The following is a 15,523-nucleotide window of genomic DNA, read 5'->3' as shown; positions in this document are numbered from 1 at the left end:
AAGACGCCAGTCAACGAAAAAATAAATGAGCAAACCTGTTTATCACCAGCTTTATTTTAAGGTGCTTCTCGGCATCTTTTTGGGAACACTGCTGGGGCATTTCTACCCCCCTCTTGCCATCAAAATGCAAATTTTGGGTGATGGTTTTATTAAACTGATTAGAATGATGATCGCACCCATCATTTTTCTAACCATTGTCATGGGTATAACCCAGGCCAATGATATAAAACAAGTAGGCCGAATCGGAATCAAGGCGATTATTTATTTCGAGCTGGTAACCACCCTAGCTTTAATTATTGCGATTTTTACCGCCAAGTGGATGCAGCCCGGTTCCGGTATGAACATCAGTGCAGACACTGTTGATAAGCAAGCCATTGCATCCTATGTTTCGCAGGCTGAGCAGTTCGATTCCAGTCATTTTTTTCTCAATATAATACCCGACACTCTCATTTCAGCATTTGTCAGGGGGGATATATTGCCAGTGCTTTTAATCTCTTTATTAACCGCATTCGCCATACTACGCTGCCGTGATGTGCAGCATCTACTCAATATTTTTGATGAATTGTCGGCAGTATTATTCGCCATGGTGAATTTAATTATGAAACTCGCTCCTGTCGGCGCATTTGGGGCAATGGCGTTTACGGTAGGCAGTTATGGCATCGGAACACTGGTTTCACTCGGAAAGCTTCTGCTTACTGTTTACCTGACTTGTTTTCTATTCATTTTCATTATATTGGGCATTATTGCACGTTTAAATGGCATTAGTATCTGGCGTTTTCTGATTTTTATTAAAGAAGAAATTCTTATTGTGCTTGCCACTTCATCTTCAGAGGCCGTGTTACCTCGTATGATTAGTAAATTGGAAACCTTAGGCTGCGATAAATCGGTGGTTGGTCTGGTATTACCCACTGGCTACTCGTTTAATCTGGATGGCACGACCATCTACCTGGGTATAGCTACCGTATTTATTGCGCAAGCCTTTAACATTGATTTGAGCCTTAAAGACGAACTGCTCTTAATGCTGATTCTCATGCTGACCTCAAAAGGAGCCGCTGCAGTTACGGGTGGAGGCTTTATTGTTTTAGCAGCAACATTATCCTCTCTTCACACCCTGCCTGTTGAAGGATTAGTGTTAATCCTTGGTATTGATCGCTTTATGTCTGAGGCTCGCTCAATTACTAATTTAATAGGAAATGGGATTGCGACTATTACAATAGCCAATCTTGAAAATGATTTTAATCGAGAGCAGGCCGCCCGCCTTTTGAGGGTTGAAAACAAGGTTAATTGACTGATTTTGTTCCGATTTTTGATCTAAATTACTGCTTATTTTTATGAAAAAGGATAGTAGATTATCAATTAACCTTCATGTACAATTAATTTTGCTTTTAATGTATAAAAGCATTGGATTGATAGATTTAACTAAAATAAGGAAGTTATGATGAATGTCATTGATACACAACACTCTTCTCAAACTACAAGACAAGAGCAAGGTCTACAGGATTTGGTTTACAGCCTTGTAACTCGTTTCCTGGCTGAAAACAAAAACAAATCCATAACTGATCTCTATGACATGATTCTTTCTGAAGTAGAACCACCTCTTTTAAAAGCAGTAATGGAAAAACGCCGAGGCAATCAGCTGCAAGCTGCAAAAATGCTGGGTATAAGTCGTGGTACAATCAGAAAAAAATTACAGCGTTATTTCGGTACAAAATATTTTCGTTTAACTGACGAATAATATCCTTCATTGATTGTTGCTCAATAACCACGATATACCCCGTTAACCATACGGGGTATATATCATATACTATTCACACCTGGCTTCGACAGTTTGTCTGAGGCATTTTAAGCAATTATTGTAATGATATGGACCCATTCTCTTATCAAACGGCTTCGTAATGAGCCAAGATTAAGTTGATATCCACGAGATAAAAGTCGTTTTGTAGATAGGAGAGAAAGCGCTGATTTTCATAGAGGCCAGAGTCAATAGACTCATTAACAGGTCGAATATATAGGTGCAATCTTACTTCTATTTATTTGTTGATTATAATTTTGCTTGTAAAAACGAATGGGTCCATATATAGGTTGGGCCCTTGGCCCAACAAAATGGTTGCTCCACTTCGGGCTCAATGTTGGGCCAAGGGCCCAACCTACAGGTAATTGCAGAATTTCTTTATTGAAATATTGCCTGATTTACGCAGACAGAAGCAATTTATTAATACGACTCACAAAATCTGCGGGATTATCCAATTGCCCACCTTCTGCCAGCACTGCCTGTTCAAAGAGAACGGTGACCCATTCACCAAATTGCGAGTCATCCTCAATACCATGTAAACGCTTAATCAGTGCATGTTGAGGATTAATTTCAAATACTGGCTTGGATTCAGGTACCTGCTGTCCAGCAGCTTGCAGAATTCTTTGCATTTCCAATCCCATATCTTGCTCGTCAGCAACAATACATGCCGGTGAGTCTGTTAAACGATGCGTTAGAACAACCTCTTTAACTTTATCGCCAAGAATATCCTGGATTTGCTTAAGCATGGGGTTTAAAGACTCTTCTTCTTTTTTGGCCTCTTCTGAATTAGTATCTTCAACATCCAGATCGATTTTACCCTTGCTTATCGATTGCAGTTTCTTACCATCAAACTCACTAAGATAACCAACCAGCCATTCATCAATTCGATCACTGAGCAGTAATACTTCAACACCTTTCTTTCTGAATATTTCAAGATGAGGACTGTGTTTTGCAGCGTTATAGCTGGATGCAGTGATATAATAAATTTTATCCTGTCCTTCTTTCATGCGTGAAACATAATCGGCCAGCGTTACATCTTGTTTTTCAGAATTGGTATGCGTACTGGTAAAGCGTAAAAGTTTGGCAATTGCTTCCCGATTTACGAAATCTTCAATAGGCCCTTCTTTTAACACCTGCCCAAACTCATTCCAGAATTTTTGATATTTTTCCGGTTCCTGTTCTGCCAGTTTTTCAAGCATGCCTAATATTCGTTTAGCGCAGGCGGCACGAATCGAATCAACCTGCTTGTTATCCTGAAGAATTTCCCGGGAAATATTTAAAGGTAAATCACTGGCATCAATAATCCCTTTAACAAAACGCAGATAGCGGGGTAAAAATTGTGCGGCGTCATCTAAAATAAATACCCGTTTAACATATAACTTCAAACCATGCTTGGTTTCCTGTTGCCACAAATCATAAGGGGCATGTGAAGGAATATAAAGCAGGCTGATATAATTATTTTTGCCTTCCACATGATTGTGGGACCAAATCAATGGTTCCTGAAAATCATGAGAAATATGCTTGTAGAGTGTTTTATACTCGTCTTCACTGATTTCTGATTTTTGCAAGGTCCATAAAGCCGTTGCTTTATTTACCGTTTCAAAGTCAGATGATTCTTTATTCTCGTCATCTGCTTTTTTCATTGCGATAGGCCAGCAAATATGATCTGAATATTTGGTAATAATACTGCGAATACGCCAATCACTCGCGAACTCCAAATCTTCCTCTTTAAGATGAAGTGTAATTTCAGTACCATGATGCGCTTTGTTTTCCTGGGCAATTGTAAATTCACCATCACCGGTGGATTCCCAGACAATTCCATCTTCAGCAGATAAACCAGCACGACGGCTTTTTACAGTAACTTTGTCCGCTACAATAAATGCAGAATAAAAGCCAACCCCGAACTGACCAATCAGATGAGAATCCTTCGCTTTTTCACCTGTTAATTGACTTAAGAACTCCTTGGTTCCAGACTTGGCGATCGTACCCAGATTACTGACCGCTTCATCCCAGCTCATGCCAATTCCATTATCTTTAATTGTAATGGTTTTTAATTTTTCATTACAATCAATAGTAATCTTGAGATCTGAATCCCCTTCATACAGAGAAGCATCAGATAATGCCAGGAAGCGTAATTTATCCAGTGCATCCGACGCATTGGAAATTAATTCCCGTAGAAAGATTTCCTTGTTGGAATATAATGAATGAATCACTATATTCAGCATTTGCTTCACTTCGGTTTGAAACCCCATTGTCTGCTGCTTGCTCGCCATTTAAGTCACTCTCCAGCTAAGTAATGATGTGATTAATAGATTGACTAATTCCGTACTGAGCCCTGATATCAGAACCCACACAATTTGGTAAATAGTCTATGCTGCCGGTTAATATAGGGATTGAAATTCAAATTTCAAGAGTCCAGACTCAAAGATAAGTTATTTAATTGGATGCTTAACCATACCAACCCGTGGACGATGCATGAAGATGGTGATCGGCTCGCTGGTGTAAAGTACATTGCCTTCAGCATCTACAGCCTGAACAGCAATAGTATGACTGCCTCGTTTCACATCATTTAATGCAAAAATAGTTGTGGCCTGCGGATCGCCTAATGGCTCGCCATCGTAAATAATCTGTAATAAATTTCCCTTTTTAAGCTCTGGTTTGATATCCACAATAATAGGTATATAGCCCTGATTATTCCGGATTGTTGCTTCATTCTGAGGTTGAGTTACTGCCAGATAACTGTAGCTTTCTTCCTCCTCTTCGTTTTCTTTTTCATCAGTCACGGGCTGACTTTCTGTATCGGCAGGTTGGTTGTTGGCAGGACCGAAGGTCTGCGCTTCCGGAAGGTCTATTTTTTCAGCGCCAGGATGCGGTTTATCACTGAAATGAACATTACCATTACTATCTGTCCATTTATAAATATCAGCATGCACCGCACTTGTCGTTAAGAATATTAAAGATGAGCATAATAACAAGCCGCATTTCCGCATAGTGATTCCCTTTAATATGCTTGAACCAGGCCTCGGCTCACTGCCATTAAGTTAAGTAATTTGGTCATTCCCGCGAAGGCGGGAATCCATTCCTCAATTGGCATTATAGCTCGCTCAGAGATGGGTCCCCGCCTTCGCGGGGGAAGACATTTTGATATACAACTGAGCTTACCCGCAGGCCTGATAACTAAGCTTAGAGACTATAATAAAGCTCGAACTCAAATGGATGTACCAGGCTTCTTACCTGAGCTATCTCAGCTTCTCTCAGGGCGATGTAGCTTTCAATAAAGTCCTTGCTAAATACATCACCTTGCAACAGGAACTCCTGGTCTGATCTCAGATGACGAATTGCATCTTCAAGAGATGCGCAAACTGTTGGCACATCAACCAGCTCTTCTGGAGGCAAATCATATAAATCTTTATCCATTGGTTGCCCTGGATGTATTTTATTCTGAATACCATCCAGACCAGCCATCATCATTGCAGAGAAAGCAAGATAAGGGTTAGCCGTTGGATCAGGGAAGCGCACTTCAATACGACGCCCTTTTGGATTGCTGACATGAGGTATACGAATAGCTGCCGAGCGATTTCTGGCTGAATAAGCTAATAACACAGGGGCTTCGAAACCGGGAACCAGTCGTTTATAACTGTTGGTAGCCGGATTGGTAAACGCGTTCAGTGCACGGGCATGCTTGATTATACCGCCGATATAGTATAAAGCGGTTTCAGACAAACCTGCGTACTTATCTCCGGTAAACAGATTTACACCGTCTTTGGCCAAAGACTGGTGGCAGTGCATGCCATTGCCATTATCACCTACCAGAGGCTTGGGCATAAAGGTTGCGGTTTTGCCATAGTTATGTGCTACATTCTGGATTACATACTTCAGAGTTTGCATCTGATCCGCTTTGTGGACCAGAGTGTCATAACGCGTTGCGACCTCGCACTGATTCCCAGTGGCCACCTCATGATGATGCGCCTCAACAGTAATACCCAGCGATTCAAGGGTAAGACAAATAGCCGAGCGGATATCCTGGGAAGAATCCACAGGAGGAACGGGGAAATAGCCGCCTTTAACTGAAGGTCTGTGGCCAATATTGCCGCCTTCAAATACTTTGTCCGAGTTCCAATGGGCCTCATCAGAGTCAATGGAATAAAACGCACCATTAATACTGGTTTTCCAACGCACGTCATCAAAAAGGAAGAATTCGGGTTCGGGGCCAAAATAGGCAGTATCGGCAATTCCTGTGGATTTTAGATAAGCCTCAGCTCTTTGCGCCAAAGAACGGGGATCACGGTCATATCCCATCATCGTAAGGGGGTCGACCACATTACAGCGAATAATTAATGTGTTATCCTGATAAAAAGGATCAAGTAGAATGTTGCTGCAATCAGGTACCAAAGCCAAATCAGACTGATGTATTTTCTGCCATCCTTTAATGGAGGAGCCATCAATCATTTTCCCATTTTCCAGAAAATCATCATCAATTGAAGAAACAGGGATACTGATGTGCTGCTCTTTCCCGATTGTATCTGTAAAGCGCAGATCAACAAATTTTGCTTCATGTTCCTTAATTGCATCAAACACTGCTTTCTTACTCATTGTTTTCTCCAAGATAACCCGCTATAAAGTGTAACCCAAGTGACAGATTAAAACTAATAGATTAAACTCGTTAAAAGCAATTGAATGCAAAATAGTTATGGCCGCCTATCAATATCTGGCATTAAATAAATCAGGCTCAAACGCCAAAGGAGTTATTGAGGCTGATTCTGAACGTCAAGCCCGACAGCTTTTACGCGAAAAAGGTTTAATACCCACACAAATCAAAGCGGTACACAAACAGCAAACGCATGTTAAGGGACGACTTTCAGCGCAGGATTTGTCCTTGTTAACTCGACAGTTAGCCACCCTGCTTGCCGCTGGAATACCAGTTGAAGAATCCTTGCAGGGAGTCAGCGAGCAAACCGAAAAGGACAAGGCCAGAGAGTTGGTGATTGGTGTACGGGCGAAAGTCCTCGAAGGCTATTCTCTGGCGCAGGCTTTGGGCGAATTCCCTAACGCCTTCCCTGAATTATACAGAGCAACCGTAGGCGCTGGAGAACAAACCGGCCGCCTGGATATGGTTCTTGAGAAACTGGCAGACTATACTGAAAACCAGCAGGAAACCCGGCAAAAGATCCAACAGGCTTTAATTTATCCTTCACTTATGATTATCGTTTCTACCGCAATCATCAGCTTCCTTTTAGCTTTCGTTGTTCCCAAAATTATTGAAGTATTCACCAGCAGCGGCCAAACGCTGCCCGAAATGACGAAACTTCTAATCATCTTAAGTGATTTCATCAAGCATTATGGTCTTTATGTGGTTGGCTCCATCGTCCTTTTAATTGTTGGATTCAGGCGCAGCCTGAGAAATATCAAAATTAAAACCGGATGGCACAAACTGCTGCTACGATTACCAGTCATATCCTATCTGAGCCGCTCGGTCAACGTAGCACGCTATATCCACACATTTGGAATCCTTTTCGCCGCAGGAGTGAGCGTACTCGAAACCATGCGTGTTTCAGCAAGCCTCATTACCAATCTGGTCATGCGTCAGGCCTTTGATGTGGCAGCTACTCGCGTACGTGAAGGAACATCTATCAGCCATGCCTTGAAAGAAACCGGCTTTTTAAATCCAATGGCGATTCATCTGATTGCGAGTGGTGAAAAAAGTGGACAGATTGCTACCATGATGGAGCGCGCCGCCTCCCATATGGATGCCGAGGTTCGCCGACTCATTGACACAGCTCTCACCTTGCTTGAACCCCTGGTGATTTTAATGATGGGAGCTGTTGTTTTATTCATCGTTCTTGCCACTTTACTTCCTATATTTTCAATGGAGCAACTAGTGAGTTAGGCTAAGACGTCTTGCTGTAGCCAGAACCGTTTTCATTACGTTATAATCAAATTCAGACATTACCAGGAGCAGGTATGAAATTTCAAAAAGGGTTTTCTTTGATTGAAATTATGGTTGTAGTGGTCATTTTGGGTATTCTCGCCTCTATTGTGGTTCCCAAAATCATCAGCAGACCGGATGAAGCCCGTGTCGTTAAAGCAAAACAGGATGTTCTGGCCATACAAAACGCGCTCGATCTCTACAAGCTCGATAATGGGTTTTATCCCAGTACGGATCAGGGACTTTTAGCATTAGTTGAAAAACCAACAACCAGTCCAACACCTCGTGACTGGAAGCAATACCTCAAATCGCTGCCCAAAGATCCCTGGGGACGTGACTATCTTTATCTGAATCCGGGCGAACACAGCGATGTGGATGTCTTTACCCTGGGCGCTGAAGGTCAGCCCGGCGGGACAGGAATCAATGCCGAGATTGGAAACTGGGATGCCAAATGAGAGAGGATTTACATTAATTGAAATACTGGTGGTCATTTTAATTGTCGGAATCGCCGCCAGTGTTACACTTCTTGCTTTCGGTGATTTCGGAGCCAGTCGACGAGTTCAACTCAGTGCAGAGCAATTTGTAAACTATATTAAACTCGTTCAGCAGCGTGCCATTCTGGAAATGAATACCCTGGGAATTAATGTTAACAAGGAAGGTTATGGCACCTATCGTTTTGTTGAGGCAAAAACCTGGGAGCCTATGCCGGGTAAAGGCCTTTTTCATTGGCAAACCTTCCCTAAGAATATTCTGGTCACACTCAAAACCACTATTAAAAATAATACTAAACTCCCCGATATTATTATTAATCCCACGGGGAATATGTCTGCCTTCACACTCAGTTTTGGCACAGAAACTAATCCTGAACAACTGAATGTTATTGGCCAGCATGATGGGGAAATTTTCATTAAATCCGGAAGAAAATGAAATTAAAGGTCAGAAAAACAGTCCAGGCTTTTACCTTAATAGAAGTTCTGCTTGCTCTTGCTGTTATTGCCATAGCACTAACTGCACTGGTGAAAGCCACCGCTCAGGATGTTGCTCATACTCAGCGCCTCAAGGAAAAAATGATTACGCAATGGATTAGTACTCAGGGAGCAGCAATGGTACAGCTGGGGCTATTATCAGTAACAACGACCCAGGAAGTTACACAGATTACCACGATGTTTGGCCAGCGCTGGTATTGGCGTGTAAAACTGGTCCAGACGCCCATTAAATCCTTGCAGCAATTAATTATTACTACCAGTAAAAATCAGGCGGGACCGTTTACAGATCCGGTAATCGCATTCAGGTACCGTAATGCGAGTTAATAAAGGATTCACACTGATTGAAATTTTGATTGCTTTAGCAGTGTTTGCCATCATGGCCACCCTGACCTCTTCCGCAATGTATTACGCATTTAATACTCGAAGCCGCGTCACTGAACAGGCTGAACGTTTGGTTGATTTGCAAATGGCTATTATTATGATTGAACGGGATACTGAGCAAATAACCAGTCGTCCTGTCCGGGGAAATGAAATGCGTTTGTTCCCCGCGTTTACTGGCCAACCGCTATATCTAGAGTTTACTCGTGGAGGATTAACCAATCCTTACAGTGTTGAGAAGAAAAGCAGTTTGAGACGGATCGCCTGGCTTTGTAAAGGGGATAAGTTAATCAGACGAAGCTGGGATGCTCTGGATGCTGTCAATCGCAATAATTATCATGATAAAACCCTGCTGGAAAATATGAAAAACTGCAAATTTGCCTATCTCGACCAAAACCTGCAGGTTTTACCGGAGTGGCGGGAGTCCAGTGTCTCCAGCCCTGGAAATACACCGACCTTACCGAAAGCAGTCCAACTTAGAATTGAACTTGGCGATTGGGGAACTGCCACCTTTTTATTTATTCTGCCGGAAGGACTCTATGCAAAAATTGTCTGATTCCTCAATGCAAGTGACGCATGAGAAGTCCTCTCTCCTGAATCGGGGAAGTGCACTTATTTCGGCCTTGTTTATTATGACGCTGGTGGCAATTGCCGCTACCGCCATGAGCAGCCGGCTGCAACTGGATATCTACCATACCCGCATCGCCATTCAAAGTGATGATCTCTATTTAGCATCTCAGGCCGTATCATTTTGGGCAATGGGAGAGCTAAGTAATAAATCCCGTTTGTTTTTGTCCTCTGATCCGAATGGTAAATTAATGGATTTTCCGGCGAAAATGCAGGGTCTCTATCCGAACATCCGTATTCAGGGCGGCCTTTATGATCTGCAAGGTCGGTTCAATCTGAATAATGTGGCCGATAAGCGCTACAACCTGCTTTTTTTTCATCTTCTCAAACAAGTCTTACCCAAGCTTAAGAGACCGCAGCGTCTGGCTATCGCCGATGCCATTTTTCAATGGATTAGCCCTTATCAGCCGGGGCATGGTCAGGATCAGTTTGTATCCTATTATATAAAACAAAAACCGCCATACTATCCAAGCCAGCAGTTCATGACCAGCGTCACTGAGCTGCGTCTGATAAAAGGTGTTGATGCCAACACTTATCAGGCTCTGGAGCCTTATACAATAAGTTTGCCTGAAATCACGACAATCAATCTGAATACCGCTTCGCGTCCAGTACTTGCAGCTCTTGGAAACGACTTGGACCCAAGCCAGGTTGATCAGATTATTGAGGCGCGTGGTCCTAAAGGATTTAGCGATTTGAAAAAAATCACCAAACTATTACGAAAATTTAATATCCGAGCTGAACTAATCACGCTTGAAAGCGAGTTTTTCTTAAGCATTGCTAATGTAAGCAGTGAGGATTTGAATATGGTCAGTTATACCATTTTCAAACGGCAAAAAACTAAAGATGGAAAATTGACGATTAACCTGATTAGCGAAAGCATTAATAGTCTGTGAAACACTCCATTTACTCGTCCTCTTGCCCTTCCGGAACTGGCTTTGTGTTCTTCAGAACATAATATAACTGATCGCCAGATTGCTTTTCTTCTGAGGTTAAACGAGGCTCTAATCGAGCTAATTCTTTCTTAGCCTGTTCGTTATTATTTAGCGATGCCAGCTTCAACCAGGCATAGGCTTTGGTGTTGTCCTGACCTACACCCAAACCAGCCAGATACAAATAACCTAATTTACCTTGTGCAGTGACATTACCCTGGGCAGCGGCCTTTGTGAACCAATAAGCAGCTTGCTGGTAATCTTTATCGATACCAGTACCACTCATTAACAGCTGTCCTAATTCCGATTGCGCCTGAGAATGGCCTTTTTCAGCAGCAAGCTGATACCAGTAAGCGGCTTTTCTGGGATCAGCTTCGATTCCCAAACCATTCAAATATTGGTAAGCAAGATAGGCTTGAGCATTTCGATGCCCCTGAACCGCAGCTTTTGAAAACCAATAGGTGGCGGCTGTCTGATCTTCGGTGATACCATATTTACCAGTATATAAAAGGGCAATACTGTATTCTCCTTTGGCATCGCCTTGAGATGCGGCTTTATCATACCAGTAAAAGGCTTTCTCTACATCTTTGTCTGTTCCCATTCCCATCATATACTGATAGCCTAGATTGACCTGAGCTTTAGCATAGCCTTGTTCTGCAGATTTTTTAAACCATTCAAATGCCTTGCTGTCATCGGGATTCCTTACTCCGTCACCGGTGGCATACATTAATGCTACATTTCGCTGGGCGATCGCATTGCCTTGTTCTGCAGATTTCATATACCAGTTAAAGGCTTCTTTATAATCCTGTTTCATTCCCTGCCCCGTATCATATAAAAAGCCAAGACTTAATTGAGCCAGTGAATTATTTTTAGCAGCGGCTTTACGATACCAATCGGCTGCTTTGACAGCGTCTTTGTTTACTCCATAACCATATTGATACATTCGGCCAAGCAAATACATGGAATCATCATTTCCTTGTTCCGCAGATTGCACTAAATGGGGATAGGCGGTAGTGTAATCACCATTTTCAAACGCTGAAAAACCAATGATCTCATCAGCGAATGCCAGGTTGCTTGCAAGGCACGCTGCGAAAATTAAAGAACGCATGGATACTCCAGGAAAATACAGCCTCTTATTACAAGAGTAGGCCATGCAGCTTATAATTCAACCAAGAGAAGGCTTTATGAAGGAAAATTATCAAATATTTACGTCTGTATTTATTTCGCCGCAGATCCTGATTGTATCTATCCAGGATCTTACGGCGCAGGTGAAACGTTTGGATATAATTTGCGAACAATAAGATAATGTTTACATTGCTTCAAATATTGCTGCGGCACCCATTCCTGTACCTATACACATGGTGACCATGCCATATTTTCCTTTGATACGGCGAAGCCCATGAAGCAGGGTTGCCGTTCTGATTGCTCCTGTTGCCCCCAAAGGATGGCCTAAGGCAATAGCTCCCCCAAGCGGGTTTACTTTTTCCGGCGGTAAGCCTAAGGTTTTTATCACAGCCAAAGCTTGCGCCGCAAACGCTTCATTCAGCTCAATCCAGTCCAACTGATCAATAGAAAGACCAGCCTGCTTTAATGCCAGTGGGATTGCATTGATTGGCCCAATCCCCATCACCTCAGGAGGAACACCTGCTACAGCATAGCCAAGTAATCTTCCCATAGGCTGCAAATCAAATTGCTTCAGGGCCTGCTCGCTGGCCAGCAAGGCAATTCCAGCCCCATCACTGGTTTGAGAACTGTTACCTGCTGTCACCGAACCTCTGGCAGCAAATACAGGTTTCAGCCGAGAGATCATTTCATAAGAAGTATCCGCTCGTGGGCCTTCATCCTTACTAATCAATTTCTTTTGTGAATTGACTTCCAGGTGATTAAGATCTGCTTTGCGATCGATAATCTCCACAGGCACAATCTCGGCATTGAAATAGCCTTTTTGTTGAGCAGCAGTTGCTTTGGCGTGGCTTTGAGCAGCAAATTGATCCTGTTCCTCTCTGGATACACTCCACTGTTTAGCAACATTCTCCGCCGTTATTCCCATTCCATAAGCAATAGCTACCTGCTCATTTTCAAAAATGGCAGGATTTGCAGTATATTTGTTTCCTCCCAAAGGAACCATTGACATACTTTCAACACCGCCAGCAAGAGCCAGCAAATGGTTCCCCTGAATAAGTGAAGCAGCCGCCGTAGCAATGCTCTGTACACCTGAGGAACAGAATCGATTAATAGTCATCGCCGGAACAGACTGAGGCATTCCAGCCAGTAAAGACGCAATACGAGCCACATTCATCCCCTGCTCGGCTTCAGGCATGGCGCAGCCAATGACCACATCACAAACCGCTTCCCAATCCACGGTACTATTTCGTTCCCTTAAAGAACGTATTGTGTGAGCCAGCAAATCGTCAGGCAAAGTATGCCTGAATACGCCTCGAGGAGCCTTGCCAACCGGTGTACGCAATACATCCACAACATAAACATTAGTCATTATCAAGTCTCCTATTAATTGCGCAATGGCTTCCCTGTTTCCAGCAAAGAACTGATTCTCGCATGCGTTAACGGATTGCGGGCCAGATTCATGAACGCTTCGCGCTCCAGCTTGAGCATCCAGTCTTCATTAACCATCGTACCATTATTCACATCCCCACCGCAGATAGCAGATGCGAGCTGACTTGCGAGATAATAATCATATTTGGAAATAAAGCCGCCTTCCAGCCAGTTAATCAATCCGGCTTGTAATCGGGCATAACCTTCTCTTCCAGCCACTTTAAAGACAACACCCCGAATAGGCGGTTGATAGTTGGCTGCTAATATTGATTCAACGCGCGACAATGCCGCATATAATACTTCATGGCTATTCATAACCCAGGTATCCGTATTTTTCAGATAGCCCAGTTGTTGAGCATCAGCGGCACTTGCGCCAACAGTAGCTGTTGCGATTTGCTGAAAATAAGGGCTAAGGAAAAGGAGCAGATCGGCATCCTGCGCTTTGTCGGCAGCTCGCATTGCCATTTCCTTTGTTCCACCACCTGCCGGAATCAAGCCAACTCCTGCCTCAACAAGTCCAGGGTAGGATTCAAATGCAGCGACCACTGCATCGCAATGCATAATCAATTCACATCCACCGCCCAAAGCACGCCCTCTTAATGCGGCAACCACGGGAATTGGACTGTATTTTAAACGTAGCACGGTCTGTTGAAATTGCTTAAGCATCGTTTCCAAAGCAGCAAAATCATTTTTCTGAATCAATCCGCCAACCCCTTTTAAGTCGGCTCCTGAACTAAAATTGGATGCATCCTGCTGGTATACGATAACGCCTCTGCAATGCCTTTCAGCAATATCCATAGCAGCAGTCATGCCATCCAGGACTGCCTGGCCTATCGTATTCGCCTTGCTTTTGAAGGAAATTAAACCGATATCATTTTTGAAGCGGGATAAGGTCAGGCCCTCATTTTCATATAATTTGTCCAGTTGTGCGGGATGCTCAGTTAATACGAGTTCCGGGAAATATTGCTTGTGGTAGACAGAAAGCGAGCTGCGAGGGATAAAGCTCATGCTTTGAGGTGAGAAGGCGCCCCCTTCATGATAAAACTGATGGACTCTGGAAAGCCATGCAGGCAATTCAGCCTTGCTCATTGACGATCCTTTGGATATCGCATCCTTAATCGCTGTAATCATAGATTCAAGGCCAGACTGCTGCCAGGTTTCAAAAGGCCCCTGTGCCCAACCAAATCCCCAGCGAATGGCAAGGTCCACATCGCGTACATTATTGGCAATCGATTCAAGATGATAGGCGCAATAATGGAATAAATCGAGAAAGCAGGCAGCCAAAAACTGGGCCTGCCGGTCTTTTGAAGAAAGTAAGCCACTCATTCGTTTTTGTGGATCGCGTTCAGACATAATTGACTTTAATTCAGAGCTAATTTCGCCGCCGGCCGGACGATATTCCTCTGTTTGCCTGTCAAACACTTCGATCACTTTTCCGGGTTTACGATAAATACCTTGTCCGCTTTTCTGACCCAGATGGCCTTGCTCGATCATTTTTTCTAACCAGGCAGGCAACACAAAGCTGTCATGCCAGGGATCATCTTTCAATTGCTCATACATGGTATGAACCACATGTTTCATTGTGTCTAAACCCACCACATCCATCGTTCGAAATGTCGCCGATTTGGGACGGCCCAATAATGAGCCGGTAATGGCATCTACTTCGTCTAACCCAATCTGCATTGCTTCAGCATGGTGCAGGGTAGCCAATAACGAGAAAACTCCAATGCGGTTTGCGATAAAATTGGGAGTATCTTTCGCGTGAACAACCCCTTTGCCCAGGTAGCTGGTTAACCAGGTTTCCAGATGGGTTAATAAGGTATTGGAAGTAGTAGTTGCCGGAATTAGTTCTGCGAGATGCATATAGCGCGGCGGGTTAAAAAAATGAACACCGCAAAAACGCTCTCGTAATGAGGCGGGCAGTACCTCAGCCAACGCATTAATGCTCAAACCAGAGGTATTACTCACCAAAATAGTTTTGTCACCCACAAACGGGGCGATTTTTTGATAAAGCGACTCTTTCCAATCCATTCTTTCAGCAATCGCTTCAATAATTAAATCGCAGGATTTGAGGTCTTCAAGGTGCTCATCATAATTTCTCGCCTGTAAAAGTACGGCAGTTTTGGCAGTTCCCAATGGAGCAGGTTTTAACTTAACCAGATTGGCAATCGCTTTATCGACAATACTGTTCTTGTTAGTGTCTTTAGCTGCCAAATCATATAATAGACAGGATATGCCGGCATTAACGCAATGAGCAGCAATTTGCGCCCCCATGACCCCGGCACCCAAAACTGCAATTTTTTTTATATAAAATGGTTCCTGCATAATTATA

14 protein-coding genes are annotated in these 15,523 nt (G+C 43.3%); 8 read left to right on the top strand and 6 right to left on the bottom strand.

Translation table 11 applies throughout. From position 1 onward, the window contains the following. The first annotated feature begins 25 nt into the window (after positions 1-25). Positions 26-1,288, top strand: coding sequence for a C4-dicarboxylate transporter DctA (gene dctA / locus LXA66_RS08420; protein ID WP_233012773.1), 1,263 nt, complete (start codon positions 26-28; stop codon positions 1,286-1,288). Between the two features lie 150 nt (positions 1,289-1,438). After that, positions 1,439-1,735: a helix-turn-helix domain-containing protein gene (locus LXA66_RS08415; RefSeq protein ID WP_058506529.1), complete on the top strand. Its 297-nt coding sequence runs from the start codon at positions 1,439-1,441 to the stop codon at positions 1,733-1,735. A gap of 455 nt (positions 1,736-2,190) precedes the next feature. On the opposite strand, the gene htpG is transcribed toward LXA66_RS08415, so the two are convergent. From htpG to glnA, 3 genes are all read right to left on the bottom strand, one after another. Beyond that, positions 2,191-4,065 (bottom strand): molecular chaperone HtpG, encoded by a 1,875-nt coding sequence (htpG, locus tag LXA66_RS08410; RefSeq protein WP_233012771.1) that lies wholly within the window; start codon positions 4,063-4,065, stop codon positions 2,191-2,193. A gap of 159 nt (positions 4,066-4,224) precedes the next feature. Then, entirely contained in the window at positions 4,225-4,782 is a 558-nt protein-coding gene (locus tag LXA66_RS08405) for a DUF4124 domain-containing protein (RefSeq protein WP_233012770.1), read from the bottom strand. A 193-nt stretch (positions 4,783-4,975) separates the two neighbouring features. Further along, a complete protein-coding gene (gene glnA / locus LXA66_RS08400; RefSeq protein WP_233012769.1) occupies positions 4,976-6,385 on the bottom strand; it encodes a type I glutamate--ammonia ligase in 1,410 nt (469 codons plus the stop codon). A 97-nt stretch (positions 6,386-6,482) separates the two neighbouring features. Between glnA and lspF the strand changes: the two genes are divergently transcribed. The 6 genes from lspF to gspK all read left to right on the top strand — a co-directional run bounded on the left by lspF (position 6,483) and on the right by gspK (position 10,602). Continuing rightward, positions 6,483-7,679 carry a GspF family T2SS innner membrane protein variant LspF gene (lspF, locus tag LXA66_RS08395; protein WP_233012768.1) on the top strand — a complete coding sequence of 399 codons (1,197 nt, stop codon included), beginning with the start codon at positions 6,483-6,485 and terminating at the stop codon, positions 7,677-7,679. Between the two features lie 74 nt (positions 7,680-7,753). Beyond that, complete coding sequence (gene lspG / locus LXA66_RS08390) at positions 7,754-8,173, top strand: GspG family T2SS major pseudopilin variant LspG (protein WP_058506534.1); 420 nt, start codon at positions 7,754-7,756, stop codon at positions 8,171-8,173. Next, a complete protein-coding gene (gene gspH, locus LXA66_RS08385; RefSeq protein ID WP_233012767.1) occupies positions 8,163-8,645 on the top strand; it encodes a type II secretion system minor pseudopilin GspH in 483 nt (160 codons plus the stop codon). The genes lspG and gspH overlap by 11 nt, the downstream gene beginning before the upstream one ends. After that, positions 8,642-9,028, top strand: a complete 387-nt coding sequence (lspI, locus tag LXA66_RS08380; RefSeq protein WP_233012766.1) for a GspI family T2SS minor pseudopilin variant LspI — start codon at positions 8,642-8,644, stop codon at positions 9,026-9,028. The genes gspH and lspI overlap by 4 nt, the downstream gene beginning before the upstream one ends. Further along, the gene (gene lspJ / locus LXA66_RS08375; protein ID WP_233012765.1) at positions 9,018-9,638 is read left to right on the top strand and encodes a GspJ family T2SS minor pseudopilin variant LspJ; all 621 of its coding nucleotides are present in this window, start codon (positions 9,018-9,020) and stop codon (positions 9,636-9,638) included. Before lspI ends, lspJ begins: the two co-directional genes overlap by 11 nt. Then, on the top strand, positions 9,622-10,602 hold the full coding sequence (gspK, locus tag LXA66_RS08370; protein ID WP_233012764.1) for a type II secretion system minor pseudopilin GspK: 981 nt from the start codon (positions 9,622-9,624) through the stop codon (positions 10,600-10,602). Before lspJ ends, gspK begins: the two co-directional genes overlap by 17 nt. 10 nt (positions 10,603-10,612) lie before the next feature. On the opposite strand, the gene LXA66_RS08365 is transcribed toward gspK, so the two are convergent. From LXA66_RS08365 to LXA66_RS08355, 3 genes are all read right to left on the bottom strand, one after another. Continuing rightward, on the bottom strand, positions 10,613-11,746 hold the full coding sequence (locus LXA66_RS08365; RefSeq protein ID WP_112219643.1) for a tetratricopeptide repeat protein: 1,134 nt from the start codon (positions 11,744-11,746) through the stop codon (positions 10,613-10,615). Positions 11,747-11,947: 201 nt separating this feature from the next. After that, positions 11,948-13,132: an acetyl-CoA C-acyltransferase gene (locus tag LXA66_RS08360; protein ID WP_112219644.1), complete on the bottom strand. Its 1,185-nt coding sequence runs from the start codon at positions 13,130-13,132 to the stop codon at positions 11,948-11,950. A gap of 14 nt (positions 13,133-13,146) precedes the next feature. After that, positions 13,147-15,516 carry a 3-hydroxyacyl-CoA dehydrogenase/enoyl-CoA hydratase family protein gene (locus LXA66_RS08355; RefSeq protein ID WP_233012763.1) on the bottom strand — a complete coding sequence of 790 codons (2,370 nt, stop codon included), beginning with the start codon at positions 15,514-15,516 and terminating at the stop codon, positions 13,147-13,149. Positions 15,517-15,523 lie beyond the last annotated feature (7 nt).

It is taken from the genome of Legionella sp. 16cNR16C, assembly GCF_021297775.1.
Lineage (GTDB): Bacteria > Pseudomonadota > Gammaproteobacteria > Legionellales > Legionellaceae > Legionella_C > Legionella_C quinlivanii_A.
This window is presented reverse-complemented; position numbering and strand designations above follow the sequence as displayed.

What these genes read in the sequence shown, in the direction of transcription:
- dctA (WP_233012773.1), top strand. Translation starts at nt 26, where the DNA reads ATGAGCAAACCTGTTTATCACCAGCTTTATTTTAAGGTGCTTCTCGGC.
- LXA66_RS08415 (WP_058506529.1), top strand. Translation starts at nt 1,439, where the DNA reads ATGAATGTCATTGATACACAACACTCTTCTCAAACTACAAGACAAGAG.
- htpG (WP_233012771.1), bottom strand. Translation starts at nt 4,065, where the DNA reads ATGGCGAGCAAGCAGCAGACAATGGGGTTTCAAACCGAAGTGAAGCAA.
- LXA66_RS08405 (WP_233012770.1), bottom strand. Translation starts at nt 4,782, where the DNA reads ATGCGGAAATGCGGCTTGTTATTATGCTCATCTTTAATATTCTTAACG.
- glnA (WP_233012769.1), bottom strand. Translation starts at nt 6,385, where the DNA reads ATGAGTAAGAAAGCAGTGTTTGATGCAATTAAGGAACATGAAGCAAAA.
- lspF (WP_233012768.1), top strand. Translation starts at nt 6,483, where the DNA reads ATGGCCGCCTATCAATATCTGGCATTAAATAAATCAGGCTCAAACGCC.
- lspG (WP_058506534.1), top strand. Translation starts at nt 7,754, where the DNA reads ATGAAATTTCAAAAAGGGTTTTCTTTGATTGAAATTATGGTTGTAGTG.
- gspH (WP_233012767.1), top strand. Translation starts at nt 8,163, where the DNA reads ATGCCAAATGAGAGAGGATTTACATTAATTGAAATACTGGTGGTCATT.
- lspI (WP_233012766.1), top strand. Translation starts at nt 8,642, where the DNA reads ATGAAATTAAAGGTCAGAAAAACAGTCCAGGCTTTTACCTTAATAGAA.
- lspJ (WP_233012765.1), top strand. Translation starts at nt 9,018, where the DNA reads ATGCGAGTTAATAAAGGATTCACACTGATTGAAATTTTGATTGCTTTA.
- gspK (WP_233012764.1), top strand. Translation starts at nt 9,622, where the DNA reads ATGCAAAAATTGTCTGATTCCTCAATGCAAGTGACGCATGAGAAGTCC.
- LXA66_RS08365 (WP_112219643.1), bottom strand. Translation starts at nt 11,746, where the DNA reads ATGCGTTCTTTAATTTTCGCAGCGTGCCTTGCAAGCAACCTGGCATTC.
- LXA66_RS08360 (WP_112219644.1), bottom strand. Translation starts at nt 13,132, where the DNA reads ATGACTAATGTTTATGTTGTGGATGTATTGCGTACACCGGTTGGCAAG.
- LXA66_RS08355 (WP_233012763.1), bottom strand. Translation starts at nt 15,516, where the DNA reads ATGCAGGAACCATTTTATATAAAAAAAATTGCAGTTTTGGGTGCCGGG.